19 protein-coding genes, 1 pseudogene and 1 other annotated feature are annotated in these 25690 nt (G+C 39.1%); of the genes and pseudogenes, 2 read left to right on the top strand and 18 right to left on the bottom strand.

Translation table 11 applies throughout. From position 1 onward, the window contains the following. Nucleotides 1–127: 127 nt before the first annotated feature. On the bottom strand, nucleotides 128–2770 hold the full coding sequence (locus AC1FXP_RS09410; RefSeq protein ID WP_480060978.1) for a valine--tRNA ligase: 2643 nt from the start codon (nucleotides 2768–2770) through the stop codon (nucleotides 128–130). Between the two features lie 47 nt (nucleotides 2771–2817). Next, nucleotides 2818–3053, bottom strand: a binding site (T-box leader). Between the two features lie 174 nt (nucleotides 3054–3227). Here AC1FXP_RS09410 and AC1FXP_RS09405 point away from each other — a divergent pair. Next, nucleotides 3228–3437 carry a hypothetical protein gene (locus AC1FXP_RS09405; protein ID WP_480060647.1) on the top strand — a complete coding sequence of 70 codons (210 nt, stop codon included), beginning with the start codon at nucleotides 3228–3230 and terminating at the stop codon, nucleotides 3435–3437. 123 nt (nucleotides 3438–3560) lie between these two features. On the opposite strand, the gene ysxE is transcribed toward AC1FXP_RS09405, so the two are convergent. From ysxE to hemA, 9 genes are all read right to left on the bottom strand, one after another. Then, nucleotides 3561–4589 (bottom strand): spore coat protein YsxE, encoded by a 1029-nt coding sequence (gene ysxE / locus AC1FXP_RS09400; RefSeq protein WP_480060645.1) that lies wholly within the window; start codon nucleotides 4587–4589, stop codon nucleotides 3561–3563. Next, a complete protein-coding gene (locus AC1FXP_RS09395) occupies nucleotides 4586–5497 on the bottom strand; it encodes a hypothetical protein (protein WP_480060643.1) in 912 nt (303 codons plus the stop codon). Before AC1FXP_RS09395 ends, ysxE begins: the two co-directional genes overlap by 4 nt. Before the next feature lie 16 nt (nucleotides 5498–5513). After that, nucleotides 5514–6731, bottom strand: a complete 1218-nt coding sequence (gene spoVID / locus AC1FXP_RS09390; RefSeq protein WP_480060641.1) for a stage VI sporulation protein D — start codon at nucleotides 6729–6731, stop codon at nucleotides 5514–5516. A 143-nt stretch (nucleotides 6732–6874) separates the two neighbouring features. After that, complete coding sequence (gene hemL / locus AC1FXP_RS09385) at nucleotides 6875–8161, bottom strand: glutamate-1-semialdehyde 2,1-aminomutase (protein WP_480060639.1); 1287 nt, start codon at nucleotides 8159–8161, stop codon at nucleotides 6875–6877. Between the two features lie 2 nt (nucleotides 8162–8163). Then, entirely contained in the window at nucleotides 8164–9159 is a 996-nt protein-coding gene (gene hemB / locus AC1FXP_RS09380) for a porphobilinogen synthase (protein ID WP_480060637.1), read from the bottom strand. After that, complete coding sequence (locus AC1FXP_RS09375) at nucleotides 9156–9947, bottom strand: uroporphyrinogen-III synthase (protein WP_480060635.1); 792 nt, start codon at nucleotides 9945–9947, stop codon at nucleotides 9156–9158. Before AC1FXP_RS09375 ends, hemB begins: the two co-directional genes overlap by 4 nt. Then, a complete protein-coding gene (gene hemC / locus AC1FXP_RS09370; protein WP_480060633.1) occupies nucleotides 9944–10879 on the bottom strand; it encodes a hydroxymethylbilane synthase in 936 nt (311 codons plus the stop codon). Before hemC ends, AC1FXP_RS09375 begins: the two co-directional genes overlap by 4 nt. A gap of 352 nt (nucleotides 10880–11231) precedes the next feature. Next, complete coding sequence (locus tag AC1FXP_RS09365) at nucleotides 11232–12047, bottom strand: cytochrome C assembly family protein (RefSeq protein WP_480060631.1); 816 nt, start codon at nucleotides 12045–12047, stop codon at nucleotides 11232–11234. An 18-nt stretch (nucleotides 12048–12065) separates the two neighbouring features. Next, the gene (gene hemA / locus AC1FXP_RS09360) at nucleotides 12066–13445 is read right to left on the bottom strand and encodes a glutamyl-tRNA reductase (RefSeq protein ID WP_480060629.1); all 1380 of its coding nucleotides are present in this window, start codon (nucleotides 13443–13445) and stop codon (nucleotides 12066–12068) included. A gap of 407 nt (nucleotides 13446–13852) precedes the next feature. Between hemA and AC1FXP_RS09355 the strand changes: the two genes are divergently transcribed. Next, the gene (locus AC1FXP_RS09355) at nucleotides 13853–14329 is read left to right on the top strand and encodes a LiaI-LiaF-like domain-containing protein (protein WP_480060627.1); all 477 of its coding nucleotides are present in this window, start codon (nucleotides 13853–13855) and stop codon (nucleotides 14327–14329) included. A gap of 162 nt (nucleotides 14330–14491) precedes the next feature. Here AC1FXP_RS09355 and AC1FXP_RS09350 read toward each other — a convergent pair. The 8 genes and pseudogenes from AC1FXP_RS09350 to leuD all read right to left on the bottom strand — a co-directional run bounded on the left by AC1FXP_RS09350 (nucleotide 14492) and on the right by leuD (nucleotide 25688). Then, a pseudogene (locus AC1FXP_RS09350) lies at nucleotides 14492–15345 on the bottom strand (manganese catalase family protein). Nucleotides 15346–15481: 136 nt separating this feature from the next. Then, complete coding sequence (yihA, locus tag AC1FXP_RS09345) at nucleotides 15482–16069, bottom strand: ribosome biogenesis GTP-binding protein YihA/YsxC (RefSeq protein WP_480060625.1); 588 nt, start codon at nucleotides 16067–16069, stop codon at nucleotides 15482–15484. Between the two features lies 1 nt (nucleotide 16070). Further along, nucleotides 16071–18392, bottom strand: a complete 2322-nt coding sequence (lon, locus tag AC1FXP_RS09340; RefSeq protein WP_480060623.1) for an endopeptidase La — start codon at nucleotides 18390–18392, stop codon at nucleotides 16071–16073. Between the two features lie 138 nt (nucleotides 18393–18530). Beyond that, nucleotides 18531–20195 (bottom strand): ATP-dependent protease LonB, encoded by a 1665-nt coding sequence (gene lonB / locus AC1FXP_RS09335; RefSeq protein ID WP_480060621.1) that lies wholly within the window; start codon nucleotides 20193–20195, stop codon nucleotides 18531–18533. Between the two features lie 280 nt (nucleotides 20196–20475). After that, the gene (clpX, locus tag AC1FXP_RS09330) at nucleotides 20476–21750 is read right to left on the bottom strand and encodes an ATP-dependent protease ATP-binding subunit ClpX (protein ID WP_480060619.1); all 1275 of its coding nucleotides are present in this window, start codon (nucleotides 21748–21750) and stop codon (nucleotides 20476–20478) included. A 554-nt stretch (nucleotides 21751–22304) separates the two neighbouring features. Continuing rightward, nucleotides 22305–23597: a trigger factor gene (gene tig, locus AC1FXP_RS09325; RefSeq protein WP_480060617.1), complete on the bottom strand. Its 1293-nt coding sequence runs from the start codon at nucleotides 23595–23597 to the stop codon at nucleotides 22305–22307. Between the two features lie 124 nt (nucleotides 23598–23721). Continuing rightward, the gene (locus AC1FXP_RS09320) at nucleotides 23722–24780 is read right to left on the bottom strand and encodes a hypothetical protein (protein WP_480060615.1); all 1059 of its coding nucleotides are present in this window, start codon (nucleotides 24778–24780) and stop codon (nucleotides 23722–23724) included. 329 nt (nucleotides 24781–25109) lie between these two features. Then, complete coding sequence (gene leuD, locus AC1FXP_RS09315) at nucleotides 25110–25688, bottom strand: 3-isopropylmalate dehydratase small subunit (protein WP_480060613.1); 579 nt, start codon at nucleotides 25686–25688, stop codon at nucleotides 25110–25112. Nucleotides 25689–25690: the final 2 nt, after the last annotated feature.

The raw sequence follows: 25690 nt of genomic DNA, 5'->3' as shown, positions 1-25690 counted from the left end.
AATCTTCTCTTAATAGTACCTTAGAAGCCTATTGAATGAAATGCGATCATCTTTTTAAAAGAAATAATGATCTCACCAATTATAAACTTAAAAGAAAGAAAGCCCAAAGAGCTTTCTTTCTTTTTCATTATGCTTTTAACTCAGCTATTCTTTCTTGCACCGTTTCGCGTTTAGCGATATAGTCAGCCTGCTTGGCTTTTTCTTCTTCAATCACTTTTGCAGGTGCTTTTGCAATAAAGCCTTGGTTTCCTAATTTCTTTTCAACACGTTCAACTTCTTTATTTAATTTATCCAGTTCTTTTTCTAATCGAGCAATTTCAGCATCTAAATCTAGTAACCCAGCAAGAGGTAAAAATAATTCTACACCTGAGAGAACTTGTGACATTGACTTTTCAGGCGCCTTCACATCTATTCCTATATCAAGCTTACTCGGATTACAGAACTTTTCAATATAGCTTTGGCCTCGTGTTAATTTCCCTAACACATGATCATCTTTAGCATGAACGAGTAACTCAATTTGCTTGCTCATTGGAACGTTTAGCTCCGCTCTCGTATTACGAACAGAACGAATCATTTCCTTAAGCAGTTCCATATCCTCTACGGCCTCTTCGAACATATATGCTTCCTGCTTCTTAGGCCATGCAGCAATGGTAATTGATTCGCCTTTATGCGGCAAATGCTGCCAAATTTCCTCGGTAATAAATGGCATCATCGGATGAAGTAATCGCATCGTTTGGTCTAATACGTAGGCAAGAACAGAACGTGTTGTTTTCTTAGCCGCTTCGTCCTCTCCGTATAACGGTAACTTCGCCATTTCAATATACCAATCACAGAAATCATCCCAAATGAAATTGTACAGAAGGCGTCCTACTTCACCGAATTCATACGCATCGATTAAGCGTGTTACATCAGCAATCGTTTCTTGAAGACGAGTAAGGATCCATTTATCAGCAATGGTCTTCTCACCGCTTAAATCAATTTCTTCATACGTTAATCCTTCCATATTCATTAACGCAAATCGTGAAGCGTTCCAAATCTTATTTCCGAAATTCCACGTTGATTCGACCTTTTCCCAGTAAAAACGCAAGTCATTTCCCGGGGAACTACCGGTAGATAAGAAGAATCGTAATGAATCAGCGCCATATTTGTCGATAACATCCATTGGATCAACACCATTACCAAGTGATTTACTCATCTTACGTCCTTCCGAATCACGTACAAGTCCGTGAATTAATACATCATCAAATGGACGTTTGCCTGTAAACTCAAGACCTTGGAAAATCATTCTAGATACCCAGAAGAAAATGATATCATAACCTGTTACTAATACATTTGTAGAATAAAAACGATCATAGTCGAAAGAAGACTCGTCTGGCCAGCCCATAGTCGAGAACGGCCATAGTGCGGAGCTGAACCATGTATCTAATACATCTTCGTCCTGTTTCCAATTCGCTTCATCTTCTGGAGCTTCATGACCAACGTACACTTCTCCTGTTTCTTTATGATACCAAGCTGGAATACGATGCCCCCACCAAAGCTGTCTTGAAATACACCAATCACGAATATTTTCCATCCAGCGTAAGTATGTTTTCTCAAAGCGTTCAGGAACAAAGTTTACTTTTTCTTCTGATTTTTGAAGGTCAATGGCTGCATCAGCTAATGGCTGCATTTTGACAAACCATTGTGTTGATAAATACGGTTCAACAACCGCACCACTTCTCTCTGAGTGACCAACAGAATGCAAATGTTCTTCTATTTTGAAGAGAATTCCTTCCTCTTGCAGATCCTTCACTAGTTGCTTACGGCATTCAAAGCGGTCCATTCCTTGATATTTTCCAGCCTTCGCATTCATGCTTCCATCTTCGTTCATAACGAGGATGCGTTCAAGGTTATGTCGATTTCCAATCTCAAAATCATTCGGGTCATGAGCTGGAGTAATTTTTACAGCCCCTGAACCAAATTCCATATCAACATAATCATCAGCAACGATCGGAATTTCACGATTCGTAATAGGGAGAGTAATCGTTTTGCCTATGAGATGCTTATAACGCTCATCTTCTGGATGAACGGCCACAGCTGTATCACCAAGCATTGTTTCTGGACGGGTTGTTGCAACTTCAATATGCCCACTTCCATCTGTTAAAGGATAATTCATATGGTAGAATGCCCCTTGAACATCTTGATAGATTACCTCAATGTCTGATAACGCTGTTTTCGTTTGCGGATCCCAGTTAATAATGTATTCTCCACGATAAATTAAGTCTTTTTCATAGAGTTTAACAAATACTTCACGAACTGCTTTTGATAGTCCTTCATCAAGGGTAAAGCGCTCACGAGAATAATCCAATGAAAGTCCCATTTTAGACCACTGGTTGCGGATGAACGATGCATACTCCTCTTTCCACTCCCATGACTTTTCAAGGAATTTTTCACGCCCTAAATCATAACGGCTGAGTCCCTCTTCTTTTAGTTTTCCTTCTACCTTTGCCTGGGTCGCAATCCCTGCATGGTCCATGCCAGGTAACCAAAGCGTATCATAGCCTTGCATTCGTTTTACACGTGCGAGAATATCTTGTAACGTCGTATCCCACGCATGACCTAAATGCAATTTCCCTGTTACGTTAGGCGGAGGGATTACAATCGAGTACGGTTGTTTCGACTCATCACCTGTTGCCTCAAAAAATTTTCCTTCCTTCCAAAAAGAGTACCATTTCGCTTCGGTCTCTTGTGGATTGTATTTTGTTGGCATCGTTAGCTTTTCATCACTCATCATTTCTTCCTCCTTAAAATCAAACAAATAAAAAAAAACCCCTCCATCCAAAGGACGAAGAGAGTTCACTCGCGGTACCACCTTTGTTTGCAGCACAAAAAAGCTTACGTACTACACACTCAATCTGATAACGGTCAGTTGCCGGCTAAACTTACGAATTAAGAATTTTTCAGGATAGCTGCTCCTAGGCGACATTCGAATCATACATCTTAAGAAATCTCTCAGCTATTGATTTCTCTCTCTGAAAGGTTCTGATTCTACTCTTCCTATTCAATGCATTCATTATTGTGGTTATATTTTAGCTCGAATCGAGCTCATTCGTCAATAAAAGCATCGCCTATTTTTTTCTTTTATATACGTTTTGTATTGTAATTGGGCAGTGACCAAAGAGCTAGCACAACTATTCCCTTGCTGCATACTGTAATAGTAAGGAGCTCATTGAAAGTGAGGTGTTACGATGCGTCGACGTTCTTGGCGTTGCCATCATCATTACCACCATAAAAGCCCACGCTGGTGGTTAAAAATAAAGGCCATTTTTGCTCAAATTCTTGTTCCACTCATCTGCTTTCAGTTATTACGTACTCTGATCTTTCCGACTACGTTTGATCTAATTTTGCTAACCATTATGGTCGTGACGTATTTTTCAATCACATTACGTCTCATATGAAAAAGAGGTTGTCTCATATGGATCTGCCCCCATCGTGACGTACAGTATATGTACACTCACTTGTATAGAGCATATTTTTATATGGTCTACTCGGGGGTCTGAAACTTAGTTTTGAGACAACCTCTATGCTTGATCTGTCTGTTGTGCTTGCTGTTCTTGTATGATAATAAGCTTTTGCGTCAGTCGCTGTACTCTGCGCATTGACGTAAGACGCTTCTCTAATCTTTGGACATGCTCAAATTCTCTCATGGATCCTTTGCTTGCCACATAAGAATCGACTGCAAAAGCTATTGGCTCTGGAAAGTTTAAATAGGCACATATTAAGTGCTTTTCTTCTTCTAATAGTGGCAAGTGTCGTTCATAATTGATAAACCATTGAAGGACTTCTTCTTCCACCCAATATGCATACTTGAAACTATACCTGCAAAAGCTAGCCAAATCTCTTGATGGAGTATCAATACCCGCTCGCTCAAAATTGAGCAACAACGGTTCATTTTCCGGAGAGAAAAAGGAGTGCGAACGGTTAACCCTACCGTGACATAAAACAGTTCGATATTTCTCTTTCTGTAAACATTTATCATACCATTTCTTTAAATGGTCTTTTGCAGCTTCCGCCATTTGATCGAGCATAAAAGCATGTGTTATAAATGTTAATTCAAAAGGCGACATATACGTCTTTTGTTCAGCCTGATCAGCAAATCGTTTTAATTCAAGCTGGCGCATTTCCCAGCGGTGAAGTAGTTGCTGGTATGCCTCTTCTACATTCTCTTTTACAAAAGGCTGAGTCTTTACAGTTAAGCGATGTATGATACCAAGTTGAGACGCTAGCTTCTGCTCTTGCGATTCTTTAGCTGAGTATTCATTGGCTTCCATCCATGGCATAAGGTAATACGTATGTGTTCCTGTTGAAATTGTATACTCTCCATATTTCGTTGGAAGAATGGGGATTGCCTTATTATACCCAAGCTTTGTTAATTTTCTAAGAGCATGAATAAATCCATCAGCTTGTTGTTTTCCCATCGTTGTCTCTTTTAAAGCATACACACCATGATTAGTTGTTACTTTCTTTATTTTCCCAAAATCTTCAACTGATTGAGGATAAAGATCATAATAAAAGAGCACAGAATCATAAGGCGATTGTGCTTGAATCATTGGGTTAACACCTTCTTTTTCTTTTCTATGAGTGAGCTAATTACTTGTACAAGCTCTTTTGAACGTTCCCATTCACTCGTTACTCTTTGTAACTCTTCTTCGATTTCCTTGTCGGTTACATCTCGTTTCACAACTGCCACAAGTCGGTCTAATTCATACGCTTTTAAACACTCAATTAGTAACAACATTGCTTGATCTCTTGACACCTTTTCGTGTTCAACGATTGCTGATATTAATCGTGTAGCAGAATCCTTCCCATGTTGTTCTAACCAAGTTGCTAAAAATTCTCTTAATGAATAATAACCTAGCTCAGGGTGATGTTTTGTTCCATACCAAATGATGACGTCATACACTTTCTTTACCTGATCTGTTGATGAGATCGGGTCAATTAATGGCATTTTCTCTTCCTTAACTTGTTCCTGTAGCATCTTTACTTTCTTCATTCGATGATCGGATTCATGGAGCAGCGAACGGACAAAAGTCATTTGTTGCTCATTAAAGTAAGACAAATGAGAGTAAAGAGAATGAAACATAGGCTCCTTTACATTTTTCGGTTTCATTTCCATTGTAGAATGAAGACCATAATGTATCATATTACCGATCATATTTCCGATTTTGTCTTCATTTGATACTACTTGCAATGGTTGATCGACTTCATCGTGAACCGTTACCCAACCATCTTTCCATTCAATTGCTGGCTCTTGCTCCTTATTTCTAATCATCCGGTCGGTGAGCATATATGGCGTGACACTACATTTGTCACGCCACGTAATATGCCAATCAAGGAGGGCTTTATCGGACCAATAGCGCAACCTTTTTCGACCATGGTCTGTCTCTATCAAAGCTTCATTTACAAATTTGACGTTTCGCCATTGATAATTCTCCTTTAGCCAATCCAACAATTCCATGCTGTAACTCCTTTTTTTAAGACTCTGTGCTAACCGGTATATAAAGGATTTGTCCTTCTTCTACTTGCTCCCCTTGCAAGCGATTCATTCTTACAATTTGACTTGTGCTAATTGCATACCGATCAGCAATCGTGTCTAATGATTCATTTTCTTGAATAATACACATTCTCCATTTTGAAAATCTCTCTTCTCCTCTTGAGAGCATTTTGGTTAAGTATAGAGCATTTTCTTCACGAGGAGTTGGTGCTTTGCTCTCTGATTCATCCGGATCTTCTTCCTCAGGACGATCTTCTAAAACCGGTTGTTCAGCAATTTCTTTTAATGGGTTAAGATTGATTTTTGTTTCTGGTGGTGCTGGTTCCTCTCTTACTTCTTCAACTACCTCTTCTATTTCTTCTACCTCTTCAACTGCTTCAAGAACTGGTTCAGTAGATTCAACCTGTTCTATTTCTACTTCTTCTACTCGTGCTACTTCAGGTGTAGCATCTGTAGATAATTCTTTGCGTGATTCATTAGGTGTCAATGTAGGTTCCTCCTCTTTCGGTTGCTCATATCTTGCTGTTGGAGACCCGGCCATTGCAGGTGTTTTTTCCTCAGGTTTGTAATATTGATTCACTGGGGTTACTGCAGGTACTTGTTCAGTTGGCTCAGTTTGAGCTGGAACTTCAGGTTCTGGGCGTCTTTTTGCCTCAAACGAAAATGCTGTAGGTGCAGATTTTTCTTCAGGTTCAGGTTGCTGCAATGCTGCTGCTTTTTCAATTTCTTTTTCAACACGTTTTTCAACAGTCTCTTGATGCTGTGTCATACCTGAAATACTAATATCAGCCGTTAGCTGAATGCAGCTTCTTTCTGGTAGATCATAATCAAACGAGTCCACTTCAACATAGACATCGTCGAGATTTTGGATTCGACTTAACGGGATCGTCACATCAATCGGGAAAAAATGTTTGATTTGTCCAGAGCCGTCTGCTGCAATTGTTACATCGCCTGCAGAACGAAAGGAAACTTGTTGTTCGAGCGATTGATTATTATCACTAGATTTATTCGTACCTGTAGGACGATATTCCCCAACGAGACGTAAACCACCCCGAATAAATACATGATGATCTTTTTCTTCGATAACAATTTCAGGCTCAAGAGACATACCTAAAATTTCCTCTACCTCTTGACCTTTATTTAGCCAAACTGATTCCTCAATCGAAAATGATAACTTAGATGGGTGTTCTTGTGTCACGTTGCATTCCTCCTCATCGTATTCTCTAACTTCTGCTACGCTCATAGTCAGTACAATATCACTCTATGACAAGTTCTCTGGCAATATGCAAAATAAAGTTAAAAAAAGCCTATTCATTGCAATTAATGAATAGGCTGCTCTCTCTATTTTAATTTTGAAAATGCTACTTCTGCAGCGGCAATCGTTTCATCGATATCCTCTTCTGTATGCTTTGTTGATAAGAACATCCCTTCAAACTGAGATGGTGGAAGCGAAATACCTTGATTCAACATCTCTTGGAAATAGCTCGTAAAATAATCAAGATTCGATGTTTGGGCCTTCTCAAAGTTGGTCACTTTCTCATCAGTGAAGAAGAAACCAACCATTGAACCCGCACGGTTAATGGAATGTGGAATTTCATATTTTGTTGCAGCATTGGATAATCCATTTGCTAAACGCTCGGCAAGCTGTTCAAAACGATCATAATCGGCTTCCGTTAATTGAGATAATGTTTCATAACCAGCTGTCATTGCAAGTGGATTCCCTGACAACGTTCCCGCTTGATAAATCGGACCGCTTGGTGCAATTTGTTGCATGATTTCACGCTTCCCACCATAAGCTCCAACTGGCAAGCCACCACCGATAACTTTTCCAAGACAAGTAAGATCAGGTGTTACGCCAAGCTTCCCTTGGGCACAATTGTAGCCAACACGGAATCCTGTCATGACTTCATCAAAAATGAGCAGGGTACCATTTTCTTCAGTAATCTTGCGAAGTTCTTCAAGAAAACCTGGTTCTGGACGTACAACACCCATGTTACCAGCAACCGGTTCAACGATCACACCCGCAATATCATCACCAAATTCCTTAAAAGCATAACGAACACTTTCTAGATCGTTGTATGGAACTGTTAATGTGTTCTTAGCAACTGATTCAGGTACTCCTGGACTATCCGGTAATCCAAGTGTAGCTACACCAGAACCTGCTTTAATAAGTAATGAATCACCATGTCCATGATAACAGCCAACAAATTTTAAAATTTTATTACGACTTGTATAACCTCTTGCTAAGCGAAGAGCACTCATCGTTGCTTCCGTCCCTGAGTTAACCATTCTCACAACTTCAATTGACGGTACTCTTTCGATTACTAATTCTGCTAGCTTTGTCTCAAGCTCACTTGGAGCACCAAAGCTTGTCCCTTTTTCCGCCACTTCTTTTAGGGATGCAACAACTTTTTCATCAGCATGACCTAAAATAAGAGGGCCCCATGATAACACATAGTCAATGTATTCATTACCGTCAATATCATAAATTTTAGAACCGACTCCACGGTCCATATATACTGGATCCATCTTTACCGATTTAAAAGCACGAACAGGACTGTTCACCCCACCTGGCATTACTGGTTTTGCTTTTGCAAATGCTTCTTTTGACTTTGTATATGTACGCATGACTATTCTGCTCCCTCCTTATTTATCTGTAACCAACGCACGGCATCTTTAGCATGGTACGTTAAAATTAAATCAGCTCCTGCACGTTTCATGCTTGTGAGCTTCTCTAAAACAATTTCTTTCTCATTGATCCAGCCATTTTGACTCGCTGCTTTGACCATTGAATACTCACCGCTTACGTTATAAGCGACAATTGGAAAACCCGAAAAGTCCTTCACTTCACGGATCACATCTAAATAGGAAAGGGCAGGCTTTACAATTAGAAAATCGGCTCCTTCTTCCATATCTGACTCGGCTTCACGTAATGCCTCTAATCGATTTGCTGGGTCCATTTGATACGTTTTGCGATCACCAAACTTTGGTGAACTATGTGCAGCATCACGAAACGGACCATAAAAAGCAGATGAGTACTTGACTGCATAAGACATAATCGGTATGTCCTTATATCCTGCTGAATCTAGTCCATGACGGATCGCAGCGACAAAGCCGTCCATCATATTGGAAGGGGCAATGATATCTGCTCCTGCTTCAGCTTGAGAAACTGCCGTTTTTGCAAGCAGGTCAAGCGTACGATCATTTAATACTTTGCCTTCTTCAATTACTCCGCAATGGCCGTGATCCGTAAATTGACATAAACATGTGTCAGCAATGACCGTTAAACCAGGGTGATTTTCTTTAATTTGACGAATCGCTTTTTGAACAATTCCTTGGTCATGGAAAGCCGAGGAGCCTACATCATCTTTGGAATTCGGAACACCGAATACGATAATCGCTGGAATTCCGAGCTCTACTACTTCGTTTACTTCAGTATCTACTAAATCTAGAGACCATTGATATACACCTGGCATTGATTGTACTTCATTTTTTTCATTTGAACCTTCTGTCACAAAGATTGGATAAATAAAATCTTCACTATGTAAATGAGTTTCCCTAACCATATTGCGGACACTTGCCGATTGTCGAAGTCGGCGGTGGCGGCGAAATGATAGATCTTTCATGATAACTTTCCTCCTCTTGAATGAATAACAATTTGTTCTACTAAATGTTCAATCGTATATGTATGTGGAACAATCGTTACGTTCAATCCGTTGTTGACTGCAGTACGTGCTGCGATTGGCCCAATGCATGCAACCGTTGGATGAAAATCCTTATGTTCATGTTTTAGGAGATTGAATAGTTTTATGTAATGACGAACAGTTGAAGAACTAGTAAAGGTAATATAGTCTAGTTGCTTATGTGCTTGCAATGCTCTAAATAACTGCTCTTTTGCTTGTTTCGGACAAACTGTTTCATAAACAAACAAATCCGTCACCATTGCCCCCATTTGAGATAATTGATGAATCAAATCAACTCGCCCTAAGTTACCTCGAGCTACAATGACCCGCTCACCTTTTTTAACTTTCCCCATTAGAGCTTCCACCAGCCCTTCAGCAACATATTCCTTTGGGATGCTCGTTGCTTTTAGACCAAAGCTTTCTAGTTTTTTTTCCGTTTTCTCTCCTACGACAGCTATTTTCAATGCTGTAAAATCGAACTCTTGCTCCAAGCGTTGAACCTGTTCCATAAAGAAGCGGACTCCATTTGTACTCGTAAAAATAAGCCATTTGTATTCCTGTAATTCGTTTAGCACTTTTTGAACTTGATCATGATTGGTTGATTGAAATTCAATCAGAGGAACTTCAATTGCTTCTCCTCCCTGCCTTTCAATCAACCTTGATAAATTATACGCTTGTTCCTTTGCTCGTGTAACGAGAACCGTTTTACCAGCTAAAGGTCCACTTTTCATCCTTCATCTAGCTCTTTCTTCACTTGATCAAGTATTTCTTTCGCTCCTTGATCTAGTAACAACTGAGATGCTAGTTCTCCTACAGTAACTGGATCTGTTCCGCTTACGGTTTCCTTTAACAATACCTTTCCATCAGGTGAACCAACCAAAGCAGTAAGCTGCACTTCATTGCTGTCAGTTATAGTAGCATACCCTGCAATAGGTACTTGGCAGCCACCTTCCATTCGATTTAAAAAGGTACGCTCAGCTGTAACCGTTCGATTTGTATGGTCATTATTAATATGTTGTAACAGTTCAATTAAATCTTCATCATCTGAACGACATTCTAATCCTAGAGCACCTTGTCCAACAGCTGGAACACACATTGTTTCATCCAGATATTCAGTGATTAAGTCTTCTGGAAATCCTAGACGTTTAATACCAGCTACTGCCAAGATGATTGCATCAAAGTCTTCTTCTTTAAGCTTTCGTAATCTTGTTTCCACATTACCACGGATCCATTTCACTTCAAGATCAGGCCTAGCAGCTAAAATTTGAGCTGAGCGTCTTAAACTACTCGTACCGATAATTGAACCAGCTGGCAAATCAGCTAATTTAACATGATTATTGGAAATGAATGCATCACGCGGATCTTCACGCTCTGTAATGGCGGCAAGCGCAAAACCTTCTTGCAAAACAGAAGGGACATCTTTCATACTATGAACAGCCAAATCAATTTCCCCATCCGCTAATGCTTGTTCAATTTCTTTTACAAATAACCCTTTTCCGCCTACTTTAGAAAGGGTCACATCAAGGATTTTGTCCCCTTTTGTGACAATTTTCTTCACTTCAAACTCATAAGGTAATCCTGTCTTCTTCAGTTGTTCAATTACCCAATCCGTTTGTACTAGAGCAAGGTTGCTCTTTCTTGATCCAATTACAATTTTACGCATAAGATCCTCCTGTTTTTTACTTACATTTTGGTCTATTTATTCTTATCTTAAAAGGTTATTTGATAGACAGTAACAGAAAAAGGGTAGTTCGTCCTTTTTCCTTTGTTTGCTGGTGCCTCGGTTGCAGTGGCTCCACTCGCCGTGCGCCTTTTGAGAAGATCGCTCAAAAGGCTTAAAAGACAACGGCGGCTTTATCATAATCATAAAGAGTGCGAACATAGGTTGCAATGGCTCCACTCGCTGCGCGCCTTTTATGAGAAACCCACTCATAAAAGGCTTAAAACATGGCAGCGGCTTCGCTCATTGCTTAGCAGTAACAGAAAAAGGGTAGTTCGTCCTTTTTCTGTTACTGCTAATACCATATATGAAACGAGGAGTATTGGCCGGATAGGAAATAGTTTATGAGAAGGACTAAAAATCCGGCGATTCCAAGTAAGGCCATGTTGTAGCCTCTTACTAGTTTGACGACTCTCTGGTAGATAAAAACAGCATAAATCCCTAAGACAATTAAAGAGCTTATTACTTTCGAATCGAAAAATGGAACGTATGTAAGCTGGCTATGAGCCCAAATAAATCCTAATATGAGTCCGATTAACAAAAAAGGCCAAGCAATCATAACCGCTATGAAAGAAAACGAATCTAATTTTGACAGTGCTCCAAATCGAAGCAATCGCTTCCCCCAAACTTTACGCTTTAACATTTGATGTTGAATGGCGTACATAATTTGACATGCAAATGAGAAAGTAAAGGCTGCATAGGAGAGCAGGATGAACGAAATGTGGATGATGAGGAGCTCTGATGCTAATAGAGCGGAAAGTGATTCAGGAACATCACCATCAGGTGTAAACAAACTAAAGGCCATCATACTAAACCCTATGACATTTGTGAATAAAACAAGAAAGTCTACGCGAAAAAACCAGTTGATAGCCAGTGAAAGTGTAACGACTAACCATGCATAGAAAAACAACCCTTCAAAAGGTGTTAACAACGGGACACGGTCTAGTTCTATAGCCCTTATAACAAAAAAAACCGTTTGAAGTACCCAAACAATAGAAAGCAACCAGAAGGCCGTTATATTGACCTTCCGGTTGTGCTGTAAGAAATCAACGAAATAACCAATTAAGCTAATACTGTATAAAACAATCGTAATAGGATAAATCCAATTCATACGTTTGTCCCTTCTTCCCTATGAACGGACAACTGCTGTATGTTGTCTTGATACGTTTACGTATTCTTGTTTTTGATTCTCCCAATGTTTCTCGGCTTTTTCAATTCGAAGTTCTTCTTCTTGTGAAGCTAATTCATCTTCTAGTGCAAAGATCTTCGTAAATAGTTCCAATGCTACATCCGCATCAGGCTCAGCAGCTAGCTCTTTTACTCTTGTTACTGGATCACGTAAAAGTTGATTCACAATGCTTTTCGTATGCTTACGCAACACTTTTATTTCGCGCTCTGATAAGTTTGGGAGCTTTCTTTCTATACTTTCCATCGTTTCAGCTTGTACAGCAAGTGCTTTTGTTCGAAGTGCTGAAATAATCGGTACGACACCAAGTGTATTCAGCCATTGCTTAAACTCATCGATCTCTGCTTCTATCATAATTTCAATCTTCTCTGCTTCACGCTTACGTTCAGCCAAATTAGCTTCTACAATATTTTGTAAGTCATCAATATCATATAGATATACGTCATCAAAATCAGCTATCGTAGGATCTAGATCACGTGGGACAGCAATATCCACCATAAAAAGCGGACGCCCCTTACGTTTTTTCATTGAACCCTGCATCATTTCTTTCGTTATAACAAAGTCACGAGCACCAGTTGAACTAATAATCACATCTGCTTCTGCTAATGTTTGCTGAAGTTCTTCAAAAGGACGCGCTTGTCCGAGAAAACGAGCTGCGAGTTCAACCGCTTTTGCTTCCGTACGATTAATGACTGTAATTTTCTTTGCTCCGTTTGCATGCAGGTGCTTCGCTGTAAGTTCACTCATTTTCCCAGCACCTAAAATCACAACATGCTTTCCTGAAAATTCCCCGAATATATTCTTTCCAAGCTCTACAGCTGCATAGCTGACAGACACAGCATGAGCTCCAATTTCAGTACCTGTATGAGCTTTTTTCGCAAGGGTTACAGCTTGTTTGAACAACTGATTAAAGATCGTTCCTGTTGCTTGATGTTCTTGCGCTAATAAGAAACTATCTCTCACTTGTCCTAAAATTTGAGTTTCTCCAAGGATCATTGAATCTAACCCACAGGAAACACGGAATAAATGCTCAATTGCATGATGATCTTCCCGAATATCTAAATAAGGGATGAACTCGTCCTTAGGTAAGTTAAACCACTCTGCAAGAAACGCTTTCGTGAAGTGACGACCCGTATGCAATTGGTCGGCCACAACATATACTTCTGTCCGGTTACAGGTAGAGATAATTGTACATTCAAGAATGCTTTTCATATTTCGCAACTGTGCTAATGCATTCGGTAGCTCTCCTTCTTGGAACGAGAACTTTTCTCTTAATTCGACAGGAGCTGTTTTGTAATTAAATCCGACAACAAGAATATGCATCCTGACGTTCACCCCCATTTTTAATATCCGTTCATATCTCTTTATATCTATTATAAAAGTTATTTTATTCATAAACAACATACTGAATTGACCCTACCAGTATAACTCAGTACATTATAACATGTCTAATGTAGGAGTCCAAAAAAAATTATGAACAGATCATGAAGCATATGCTATCATGATGGTATTGTTACAACGTATTGGCTACTAAGCCAAACTCTACCTTTATCGATTATTGTATCCAATTTAATTGATATGTATGAATAAATGTCTAAAATTGCGAAATACAAACAAGTGATTCACTTGAAAGAAAAGCTATTTACGACTACGAATAGTCTTACTGAAGGAGTGCATTAAAAAGGTCGCTTTTTTCCCATTTTTATTGCACTTAAGAAAGGAGAAGACAAATGAAGACACAGCGTATCTTCCCTGGTGTCCTACTTATAGGTGTCGGTTGCTATTATTTGCTACAGCAAATCTCTTTACCTTTTGATCAACAGCTTTTAAGTTGGCCCTCTATCTTACTTGTCCTAGGCCTTGCCCTATTATTACAAGCTTACATAGGCCGTGAATATTCGATGATTTTTCCTGGGACTATTTTATTTGGATTAGCTATTCACTTTCACCTTCAATCATTTGTAAACTGGTGGCCGAACCATTGGGGGATTTATACGAGTATTGTCGGTCTAGCCTTCATTCTTTCTGCTAGAAAGCAGAAAAAAGAAGGGATGCTCATAGGCTTACTACTAATTATCTTTTCCCTCCTGAGCTTCGCATCTATCAATCCATTTAGTTGGTTATACGATGCTTATTCCTTCCTTAGTTCCCTCTGGCCTATTTTTCTTATTGCCGTAGGATTGTTTTTACTTCTGAAACGTAAATAAAGGGTGTCTCAAATGGTTTGTTTTTGACCATTTGAGACACCCCAAAAGCAATGAGGCGCCAGTCGCTACATCTTTTAAAAGCCTTGAGAGGAGTGTGTTACACACTCACGGTGAATAGCGAACGGAGCCATTGCCAACTCTGTTCCGAATTTTGGGACAGCCTCATGAATTCATATCACTTAACCCTGGGCTATGCTCATTAGGCATATCTGGAAGGTCAGGTACTGGATGACCTTGTGGTGGAGGCGTTACCTCCAATTGGCCACCATTTCTACTTGGAGTTTCTCCTTGGAAAATTTCTCCTATTCTTGTATCATCAAGCCTAAAATTAAATTGGGCGTTATGAAAGCCCATTTCAACGTATTTTCTACATTCAGGATACTTATTAATATCATAATTAGGAACTGGAAACAGCTTTGCCCAGTCTACCCCTAACGTTTCTAAAGCTTTCGCAAATGCATTTTGATGGGCGTTATCTCGTACAATTAGAAAAGCGAGTGTTTCTCTGAACGCTTTATTTGAGCTCATTTCATAAATTCTCGACTTTTGCAATACTCCTGATGATTCTAGAACTACATTATCAAGAAGATCACTAATTAAGTTTCCATGACTGTACACATAAGCACCTGTCCACGGGTTCCCTGCTGCGTCAACAGGTAGAGAGGCTTGTGCCCCCATAATAAAATGATGTGGATTGGCATCTTTGATCGCATCCTCAAGTGGTGCACCACTTGGTCCTTCTGCTCCTACTGCATCATCGCCCGATCCATTTAAAAGCTGATTGATCGTTGATTGAACTAATTCTACATGACTTAATTCTTCTAGAAACACTCCGCGAATAAGATCACGATACTGCTTTGCTTTTCCACGGAAGTTAGCACTTTAAAAGAAAATTGCATTAACGTTCTCATCTCTCCAAAGCGTCCACCTAACGCTTCTTGTAACACTTTTGCAGCTACTGGATCGGGCTTATCTGGAACAATCATGTTAATAAGATCTTCTCTATAAAAGTACAAAGTAATTGCCTCCTTTATCAACCTTCTTATATTTTTTAAAACAATAATAATATCTGTTAAAAAGGTTTTTCTCATACAAAAAAAGAGGTTTCTAAAAGGTACATACCTTTTTTAGAAACCTCTTTAGCTATTACTGTTACTGCGATATATAGTACTGAATCGTTTTCCACACCTGTTCTTTTCCTTGTGCTGTTTCAGAAGAAAAAACAAGTAATGGATCTGACTCGACTTTTTCTAAATCATTTCTTATCACTTTCAAGTGCTTCTCCCATTTTCCTTTTGGAATCTTATCGCTTTTTGTTGCAACGACAATGACGGGAATATCAAAGTGTTTAAGCCAGTTATACATCATTTTATCATCGGCAGATGGTGGATGACGAAGGTCCACTATAAGCACAACCGCTTTTAATTGTTCACGATCTTGTAAGTACGTTTCAATCATTCGTCCCCATGCTTCTCGCTCTGGCTTTGGTACTTTCGCAAAACCATAGCCGGGTACATCAACAAAATAAAGCATTTCATTGATCTCATAAAAATTTAACGTTTGCGTCTTTCCTGGTCGTTGTGACGTGCGTGCTAAGCCTTTTCGGTTAATCATTTTATTTATAAATGATGACTTACCAACATTTGAACGACCAGACAAGGCTATTTCAGGTAAGCGCGACGTTGGATATTGCTCTGGTTTAACTGCCACATGGGCTAATTCTGATTTTGTTACTTTCATTCTACTCTCCTAACGCGTGCTTTAAGACTTCATCTAGGTGAGATACAAGAATGAACTGTAAGTCTTTTCGCACGCTCTCTGGTACATCTTCTAAATCTTTTTCGTTATCTTTAGGGATTAAAATTGTTTTTAATCCTGCTCGATGAGCACTCATCGATTTTTCTTTTAAGCCACCGATTGGAAGAACACGCCCTCGGAGTGTAATCTCTCCCGTCATTCCAACTTCTTTCTTCACTTTTCGTCCTGATAGCGCTGATACAAGTGCAGTAGCCATTGTGATCCCTGCAGAAGGACCATCCTTTGGTGTTGCCCCTTCAGGAACATGAATGTGAATATCATTTTTTTCGTTAAACTCAGGGTCAATATTTAACTCAGCCGAACGTGAGCGAATATAACTAAATGCTGCTTGAGCCGACTCTTTCATAACATCACCAAGCTTACCAGTTAACGTAAGCTTACCTTTTCCAGGTGCTACTGACACTTCAATGGACAAAGTATCGCCACCAACGGTTGTATATGCAAGCCCTGTCGCTGCTCCAACTTGATCTTCTTCTTCTGCTATCCCGTAGCGGAATCTTGGTTTTCCAAGCATTTCTTCTACCGTATTTGCAGTAAGAATGACTTTTTTCTTTTCAGCGGTTACAATCTTCTTCGCTGTTTTTCGGCAAAGGGTTGCGAGCTGGCGTTCAAGATTACGAACCCCTGCTTCACGAGTATAGTAACGAACCACCTTTTGTATCGCTTCATCCTTCATCTGTAGCATTCCTTTGCTGAGTCCATGATCCTTCATTTGCTTGGGTAGTAAGTAATCCTTCGCAATATGAATTTTCTCAAGCTCTGTATAACCAGCTAGCGAGATAATTTCCATTCGGTCTAAAAGCGGACCCGGAATCGTACCGATATTATTTGCTGTAGTGATGAACATAACTTTAGAAAGATTATAAGGCTCTTCAATGTAATGATCACTAAACGTATTGTTTTGTTCCGGATCAAGTACTTCAAGAAGAGCAGACGAAGGATCCCCTCTAAAATCATTGGCCATTTTATCAATTTCATCTAAAAGGAACACTGGATTTATTGAAGCCGCTTTTTTCATCCCTTGAATTAAACGTCCAGGCATTGCCCCGACATATGTTCTACGATGACCACGAATTTCCGCTTCATCACGAACCCCACCAAGGGAGATACGGACAAACTTTCGATTTAATGCACGCGCAATTGAACGCGCTAACGATGTTTTACCAACCCCTGGAGGACCAGCTAAACAAAGAATTGGCCCTTTTAACTCACGAGTCAGCTGTTGAACGGCTAGGTATTCAAGAACACGTTCTTTTACTTTTTCAAGCCCATAATGATCTTCATCTAAGATCTCTTCTGCTCGGACCACATCTAATTGATCTTCGGTTTCATATGTCCAAGGTAGTTGAATGAGCCAATCTAAATAATTACGTAGTACAGAACTCTCTGCTGAATTTGCAGGCATTTTTTCATAACGATCAAGCTCTTTAAAAAATTTCTCCTTCACGGACTCAGGCATTTCTACTTCTTTAGCCTTCTCTCGTAATGTTGAAACTTCTCCTGTACGACCTTCTTTATCACCCAGTTCTTTCTGGATCGCCTTCATCTGTTCACGTAAATAATATTCTTTTTGTGTCTTTTCCATTGACTTTTTCACACGTTGGCTTATCTTCTTTTCCAAACCGAGTACTTCTTGTTCATTGTTAAGTATTTCAATTAATTTAAGTAAGCGAGCCTTAATTGAATGCATTTCAAGCAGCTCTTGTTTTTGAGCTAATTTTAACGGTAAATTAGCAGCAATGACGTCAGCAAATGGTCCTGCTTCATGAATATCTTTCACGGAAGCTAACGTTTCAGCTGAAACTTTTTTAGAAACCTTTGTGTACTGTTCAAACATTGATAATAGGTTTCTCATTAATGCTTGTATTTCCGGTGTGAGAAAAGCATCTTCCTCAATAATAAGTTCAGCTTCTACTTGTAAGAATTCATCCTTTTGAATAAATTGATCAATTCTTGCACGCTGCAAACCTTCAACGTGAATTCGAACTGTGCCATTAGGAAGTTTAAGTAGGCTCTTCACCTTAGCCAATGTACCAATTTGATAAATTTCATCTTCTGTTGGGTCATCTATTGATATTTCTTTCTGAGTTGCGAGTAAAATTTGATGGTCTGTCTCCATCACTTGTTCTAACGCCTGAACGGATTTCGGTCTTCCAACATCTAGGTGAAGAACCATTGCTGGAAAAACTAGCAACCCGCGTAACGGTAGAAGCGGAATTTGTCGCCTGCCATTTGATTCGACCATCCGCATACACCTCCATCTCCAATACATCCTATTTCCCTAACCAAATCTCTTCCAAATTTCCTCTCGGTGTGATTTGGTGTTTTTACTAAATGGTTTGAATGATTCAATTTTATCTTATCACTATATGTTTGTCTAATATTAGACAGGAGCGATGGAAGTGGTTAGATCTGTACTTGCTGGTACAACTTCTTCTTCTTCTTGCTCAATGGCAAGGTCAAGCACTTCGTCTAAATGCTCCACAGCGACTACTTCAACTCCCGTAATCTGCTGCAAAATGGCTTGCTCATTTTCTTTTGGAATTATCACCATTTCTGCACCAGCTAGTTTCGCTGCTTCCACCTTTGCAACAACCCCTCCAATTGGCTTCACTTTTCCATGAATTCCAAGCTCACCAGTCATAGCAATTGTATTCTTTACTTTCTCTCCCCGAATGGCAGAATAGATTCCTGTTGCAATAGCTGTACCTGCAGATGGTCCATCTACTGGACCGCCACCAGGGAAATTCACATGAATATCATAATCTTGTGTCGGAATTCCCATGCGTCTTAAAACCGTTACGACATTCTCAACCGACCCTTTTGCCATACTCTTTCTTCTGATTGAACGCATTTGGTTACCAGTACTTTCTTCTTCTGCAATTCCTGTTATATTCACAGTTCCTTTGCCTGGATTTTCTAGGACATTCACTTCTATTTCTAATAATGCCCCTAAATTAGGGCCATAGACAGCAAGCCCATTAACAAGTCCAATCGCTGAGTTACTATGGATCTTTCTTTCTGGTCTTGGAGAAATTTGACTCGCATGAAGTACCCACTCCACATCTGCTACAGTCAGTTCGTTACGGTTTTCAGACGTTGCAATCCCGGCTGCAATTTGAACAATGTTTACCGCTTCTCGTCCATTTGTTGCATATTTGGCAATTCGTTCGATCGCTCCATCTTCCGCATCAAAATTAATCTTCTTCGCTGCTTTTTCAGCAATCTGAATAATTTCTTTTGGTTTTAATGCACGGAAATACACTTCTAAACAACGAGAGCGAATCGCAGGTGGCAATTCGTCTGGAGTTCTTGTTGTCGCCCCTACTAGCCTAAAATCTGCTGGCAATCCTTTTTGAAAAATTTCATGAATATGTCGTGGGATTTGCTGATTTTCTTCACTATAGTATGCACTTTCAAGAAACACCTTGCGATCTTCTAACACTTTTAATAACTTATTCAATTGAATGGAATGAAGTTCACCAATTTCATCAATAAAAAGCATGCCACCATGGGCTTTAGTAACCGCTCCATGCTTCGGTTGCGGAATTCCAGCTTGTCCCATTGCACCTGCCCCCTGATAAATTGGATCATGAACAGATCCGATAAGTGGATCTGCAATCCCTCTTTCATCAAAGCGCGCAGTCGTCCCATCAAGCTCAACAAATACAGCATCCTGTTTAAATGGAGACCCAGCATTTTTTTTGGCTTCTTCTAATACAAGTCGAGCTGCTGCGGTCTTTCCGACACCTGGTGGTCCGTAAATAATGACATGTTGAGGATTCGGTCCACACAATGCGGCACGCAATGAACGAATGCCTTCTTCTTGCCCAACAATATCTTCAAATGAAATCGGGCGAACTTTCTCAGATAAAGGCTCACTAAGTGAGATAGAACGCATTTTTCGTAACTCTTCCATCTCTTTGCGTGATTCACGGTCAATAGAGACCTTTTGATTACGTTGACTTTTTAATAAATTCCAAAAGTAGACGCCTATGATGACCCCAAAAAATAATTGGATCACCAAAGCAATTCCTGTCCAGTTCATGATGAAACCTCCCAGAAGTAGTCGTTTTGTTTCCCTTAGTATGACCGGGGAAAAACAACACTAATCAAAGAAAGTTCTGAGAATGATTGGAGAAATTCAACATGACCAACTCAATAGAGGGGCACTGAAAAGGGAAATCACCTTTTCAGTGCCCCTCCTCAAAATCAGCTTTTTTTTAGAATTTACAGTTATTTTAATTTTTGGTTTTTTATCTACTTTTTAACAGCATGCTTTTACTGCATAAAAAGCGGATCCGCAAATATACGGACCCGCTATAAATTTAAGCACTCTCTTTTGGTTCTGTTTTCGGCAACGTGATTTCCTCGCCATCTGCAGTGAGCAACGTTGGTAAGTCGTTTTCTGTAACACATTTCTCATGAATGATACATTTTACGATATCTTCACGTGACGGAAGATCAAACATAACATCAAGCATAAGCGTTTCAATAATGGAACGCAATCCACGAGCACCCGTTTTACGTTCAATCGCTTTATTAGCAATTTCACGTAAGGCTTCTTCTGTAAACTCAAGCTCCACATCGTCTAACTCCAATAACTTCTTGTACTGTTTTACTAATGCATTTTTCGGTTGCGTTAAAATCTCTACTAATGCATCTACATCTAGTGGCTCTAAACTTGAGATTACTGGTAGACGACCGATGAATTCCGGAATTAAACCGAAACGTAGTAAATCTTCAGGCAACACTTTTCCTAAGTATTCTCCTGGCTTAAGATCCTCTTGTTTCACATCCGAACCGAAACCAATTACTTTTTTACCAAGACGGCGCTTAATAATTTGCTCGATTCCATCAAACGCACCACCACAAATAAATAGAACATTTGTCGTATCAATTTGAATAAATTCTTGGTGCGGATGCTTACGTCCACCTTGTGGAGGAACACTTGCACTTGTACCCTCAAGAATTTTCAGAAGTGCTTGCTGAACCCCTTCGCCAGAAACATCGCGCGTAATTGATGGATTTTCAGATTTACGTGCAACTTTATCAATTTCATCAATATAGATGATTCCTTTTTCAGCTTTTTCTACATCATAATCAGCAGCTTGGATTAATTTAAGAAGAATGTTCTCAACGTCTTCCCCTACATAACCAGCTTCTGTTAATGATGTTGCATCTGCAATTGCAAATGGGACATTTAAAATTCGAGCCAATGTTTGTGCAAGTAACGTTTTCCCGCTACCTGTTGGTCCAATCATACAAATATTACTCTTTGATAATTCAACATCATCAGAACGAGAAAGTGAGTTAACACGCTTATAGTGGTTATATACTGCAACTGAAAGTGATTTCTTAGCACGATCCTGTCCAATGACGTAATCATTTAAAATTTGTCTTATTTCATTTGGTTTCGGGATCTCTTGAAATTCAACTTCTTCTTCTGTTCCTAGTTCTTCTTCAACGATTTCTGTACAAAGTTCAATACATTCATCACATATATACACGCCTGGTCCGGCAACTAGCTTTCGAACTTGGTCTTGTGTTTTTCCACAAAAAGAACACTTAAGTTGTCCTTTTTCTTCATTAAACTTAAACATTCAATCATCACCCCTTAGAAAATATTGTACCATCCTCAAGTAACTCTGCCTTAATACTGGCTTTTTTTATGAATGGACACGACAATACAATAACTACGAACAGATAGTAACTGAGACTATTTTATCGTTTGTGTCGTCATTGTATCACATAAACGATAAGAACCACTAAAGATAACCCTTATGGCCTATATCATGCACCAACATCGACTCGTAATGAATTGACCAATAGGTCCTCGCTTCACACCTCCAAGTCCCTTTGAATTAACTGAATTTCTATGTACTTTTGACTAGACATAGAAGACGAGCAATCAAGTATGATTACTTCATTTTATGTATGGATTGATTATACATTCAAGATTAAGTAAGAAAAATCCTTTTTCTTGTACAAATTTCATTACACTAGTGTTTTTGTGCGTGCCCATTCCTTATACTAAGCTTGTTCAATTCCTGCAAACTCCATACATACAGCCAAAGCAACCTGGAAAGCAAGGAAAAAACAAGGCACGAAAAATCGCACCTTGTTTTTTAATTAATCTACATTGATAATCAAAATCTTACGCTTTTTTGCTGTTTTCGACAAGAAATTCAACAGCTTTTTGGATTTTCAGATCGCCTTTGATTCCTTCAAGACCACCTTGTGCTGCAAAAATATTTTTAATTTCTTCAGCAGAACGTTGGTACATTTCTGCCATTTTTTCTATTTCTTTATCTACATCTTCATCAGTAGCTTCAAGATTTTCTGCAGCTGCAATTGCTTCAAGTGTAAGATTTACACGAACGCGCTTCTGGGCATCTGTCTTGAATTGCTCACGCATTGCATTCTCATCTTGCCCTGAGAATTGGAAGTACATTTCAAGATTCATACCTTGAGCTTGAAGACGTTGCTCAAACTCTTGAAGCATACGATCTACTTCAGTAGTAACCATCGCTTCTGGAATATCAACTGTTGCATTATCAGCAGCTTTTTGTACTAACGTATCGCGAACTGCATGTTCCGCTTGATGATCTTTATCCTTTTGTAGCTTGTCTTTTAGTTGAGTCTTAAGCTCTTCTAACGTTTCTACTTCTTCATTTGCATCTTTTGCGAACTCATCATCAAGTGCTGGTAATTCCTTACGCTTGATGTCATGGATTTTCACTTTAAATGTTGCTGGTTTACCAGCTAGGTTTTCTGCATGATACTCTTCAGGGAATGTTACTTCTACGTCTTTTTCTTCTCCAGCTTTTAAACCAATTAGTTGTTCTTCAAAACCTGGGATAAATTGACCAGAACCTACTTCTAAAGAATAATTTTCAGCTTGTCCACCTTCGAATGCCTCACCATCAACGAAGCCTTCGAAATCAAATACAGCTGTATCACCGTTTTCAATTGCTCCATCTTCAACGACAACTAGCTCAGCTTGACGCTCTTGAAGCTGCTTAAGTTCAGCATCTACATCTTCGTCTGTTACTGTTGTATCTTGCTCTTCTACTTCAAGACCTTTGTATTCACCAAGCTCCACCTCTGGCTTCACAGTTACTTTAGCTGTAAACACAAGAGTAGCTCCTTTTTCCATCGTTTCAATGTCAATTTCTGGACGGTCAACTGGCTCGATTCCAGCTTCTGCAACTGCACCTGCATATGCTTCTGGAAGTAAAATATCAAGAGCATCTTGGTAAAGTGATTCTACACCATATTGCTTTTCAAATAATGAACGAGGCACCTTACCTTTACGGAATCCTGGTACATTAACCTTTTTTACAACCTTTTTAAATGCTTGATCAAGTGCTGCATCCACTTTTTCAGCTGCTACATCAACTGTAAGGACGCCTTCATTTCCTTCTAACTTTTCCCATTTTGTAGTCATTTACTTTCCCTCCAACTTATACACATCTCGTTTTTTCAAACGATAGATTTCTTCTATTTTCATTGACAACCACTCTAGTATAACATAACGTCAGTTCATTTCAAATAGTGGATCCAAGCGCAGTCTACGTTTTGTCATTCTTATTATTAAGATAACTTGTATCAATTTGATAGACAGACGATTCTAGTTCTTTTACTTCTTTTACTTTCTCCAGAAATGATTTATTTTTAAACTGATAGCGCTCTAGTAAATCTTCGAAATCTTCCTTTAAACCGATTCGTTCACTAGCGCAATAATGGAAGACATCGCCCCATAGCTTAACATCTTCTGGTTCTGGCAAGAAAGGATAGATTGACCAAAGATGGGTCCAGCTAAGCTGCTTTGAAATCTCATATAAAAGTGGATCGTTATGTTCAAGCTCTTCACTAAGATAATTAAGTATTTTTTCATGAAAAGCCTGTTGAACGTCATTTTCCATATCTCTTGGAACAATATGTTTTTCTCTACCTTGTTTCTTTATATGTATGATTTCATCACATTCTTTTTCCTCTAATGCCTTCAGTGCAATACTTTGCAGGACATAATCCCGATCTTTGCTTTCTAAAAATTCAACGATTGCCCTTGTTGCTTCTGTATTATCAATCTCTCTTATATGTTGAAGCGCTTTAGACTGAAGTTCCAATGAATCAGAATGAAGCATTTCTACTAACTCTAGTGGAAGTGGTTCATCCTTTATTTCTAATTGATTCAACCATTCTTGATCTCCTACCATCTGTCTACTGAAATGGAGTAATTGATAAAAAGACTCTGCGAATTGTGGTGGAAATTGATTTTCAGATAGAACAGCATCTAAGATGTTAACTACTTCTTGATATTTTCCTAACTGAACAAGCAGAGAAATATGTACTTGTAAATTTTCGTAATAATCTCCAATGCCTTCTTTAAGTAGACTATTTGTATGCTCTACAGCCTCTTCTAGTCGACCGAGCTCAACTAAACTTAACATTTTTCCAAATAGTACTTGTGGATTTTCAGGCTCATGTTCCTCTGCTGTTAAAAAAAAGCCATATGCAGTTTGCCCATCTTTATCCTTTAAAGCGTCCATTCCTTTTTCTATTAAGCGCTTTACGAGGCCGGGGTATAATATTACTTTCTTATCTTTATTATGTATTCGTTTATCCACTAGAGAACCGCCTCACTCTATATCATGAGTTTACGTGAGTTTAAAAATGAATCATTGTAATTCTGTTGAATTGTCGTTCACGCTATTACCTAAGTTTATCAGTTCCCCCTCTCCATTACAATGAATCGCATTAAGATAAGCCGCACACGCCCTCATCAATTTTTTTTAGCCTATTCAAAGTGAGTTTCTCAAAACAGGCGTACGACGTGTGGAACCATTACTTCATATTTCGAGTATGAATTCAGGCTTCTTCAAAAAATCCTCCATTTTCTCTTATCTTAAAAAAGGGCAATTCTATCTCGCCAATGGCGTTAGAATCACCCTGTCATTTACGCTTTTTGTTCAAATACTTCTATTTGCTTCTCATACTTAAGGGTTAATCCGATCTCATCCCAACCATTCAGAAGCATTTCTTTCCAATAAGGATCAATTTCAAAAGAAGCTTCAAATCCTTCTCCACTAATCGTTTGCTTTTCTAAACTAATGCTTAGCTCTATAGATTCATTTGCGCCTTTTTGTAAGAGCTGCTCAACCTTTTTCTCGTCTAGTCTAATTGGCAACATGCCGTTCTTCACACAGTTATTATAGAAGATATCAGCAAAGCTCGGGGCAATGATCACCTTAAATCCATAATCATGAAGAGCCCACGGTGCATGCTCACGAGAGGAGCCACATCCGAAATTATGTGCGGCAACTAAAATTGTTGCACCTTGGTTATGCTCTTGGTTTAATTCAAATTTAGGATCTGGGCTGCCATCAGCTAAAAATCGCCAATCATAAAATAAAAATTGACCAAAACCTGTTCTTTCTACACGCTTTAGAAATTGCTTTGGTATAATTTGATCGGTATCTACGTTTACTCTGTCCATTGTTGCAACGATGCCTTTATGATTTACAATCGGTTCCATTG

It is taken from the genome of Halalkalibacter sp. HAAS-P013, from assembly GCF_056619925.1.
Note: the sequence above shows the minus strand (reverse complement) of the source record. Positions and strands in the feature narration are given on the sequence as shown.

Bases quoted from the DNA above. Each gene is read 5' to 3' on its own strand.
- AC1FXP_RS09410 (WP_480060978.1), bottom strand. From the start codon at position 2,770: ATGAGTGATGAAAAGCTAACGATGCCAACAAAATACAATCCACAAGAG.
- AC1FXP_RS09405 (WP_480060647.1), top strand. From the start codon at position 3,228: ATGCGTCGACGTTCTTGGCGTTGCCATCATCATTACCACCATAAAAGC.
- ysxE (WP_480060645.1), bottom strand. From the start codon at position 4,589: ATGATTCAAGCACAATCGCCTTATGATTCTGTGCTCTTTTATTATGAT.
- AC1FXP_RS09395 (WP_480060643.1), bottom strand. From the start codon at position 5,497: ATGGAATTGTTGGATTGGCTAAAGGAGAATTATCAATGGCGAAACGTC.
- hemL (WP_480060639.1), bottom strand. From the start codon at position 8,161: ATGCGTACATATACAAAGTCAAAAGAAGCATTTGCAAAAGCAAAACCA.
- hemB (WP_480060637.1), bottom strand. From the start codon at position 9,159: ATGAAAGATCTATCATTTCGCCGCCACCGCCGACTTCGACAATCGGCA.
- AC1FXP_RS09375 (WP_480060635.1), bottom strand. From the start codon at position 9,947: ATGAAAAGTGGACCTTTAGCTGGTAAAACGGTTCTCGTTACACGAGCA.
- hemC (WP_480060633.1), bottom strand. From the start codon at position 10,879: ATGCGTAAAATTGTAATTGGATCAAGAAAGAGCAACCTTGCTCTAGTA.
- AC1FXP_RS09365 (WP_480060631.1), bottom strand. From the start codon at position 12,047: ATGAATTGGATTTATCCTATTACGATTGTTTTATACAGTATTAGCTTA.
- hemA (WP_480060629.1), bottom strand. From the start codon at position 13,445: ATGCATATTCTTGTTGTCGGATTTAATTACAAAACAGCTCCTGTCGAA.
- AC1FXP_RS09355 (WP_480060627.1), top strand. From the start codon at position 13,853: ATGAAGACACAGCGTATCTTCCCTGGTGTCCTACTTATAGGTGTCGGT.
- yihA (WP_480060625.1), bottom strand. From the start codon at position 16,069: ATGAAAGTAACAAAATCAGAATTAGCCCATGTGGCAGTTAAACCAGAG.
- lon (WP_480060623.1), bottom strand. From the start codon at position 18,392: ATGGTCGAATCAAATGGCAGGCGACAAATTCCGCTTCTACCGTTACGC.
- lonB (WP_480060621.1), bottom strand. From the start codon at position 20,195: ATGAACTGGACAGGAATTGCTTTGGTGATCCAATTATTTTTTGGGGTC.
- clpX (WP_480060619.1), bottom strand. From the start codon at position 21,750: ATGTTTAAGTTTAATGAAGAAAAAGGACAACTTAAGTGTTCTTTTTGT.
- tig (WP_480060617.1), bottom strand. From the start codon at position 23,597: ATGACTACAAAATGGGAAAAGTTAGAAGGAAATGAAGGCGTCCTTACA.
- leuD (WP_480060613.1), bottom strand. From the start codon at position 25,688: ATGGAACCGATTGTAAATCATAAAGGCATCGTTGCAACAATGGACAGA.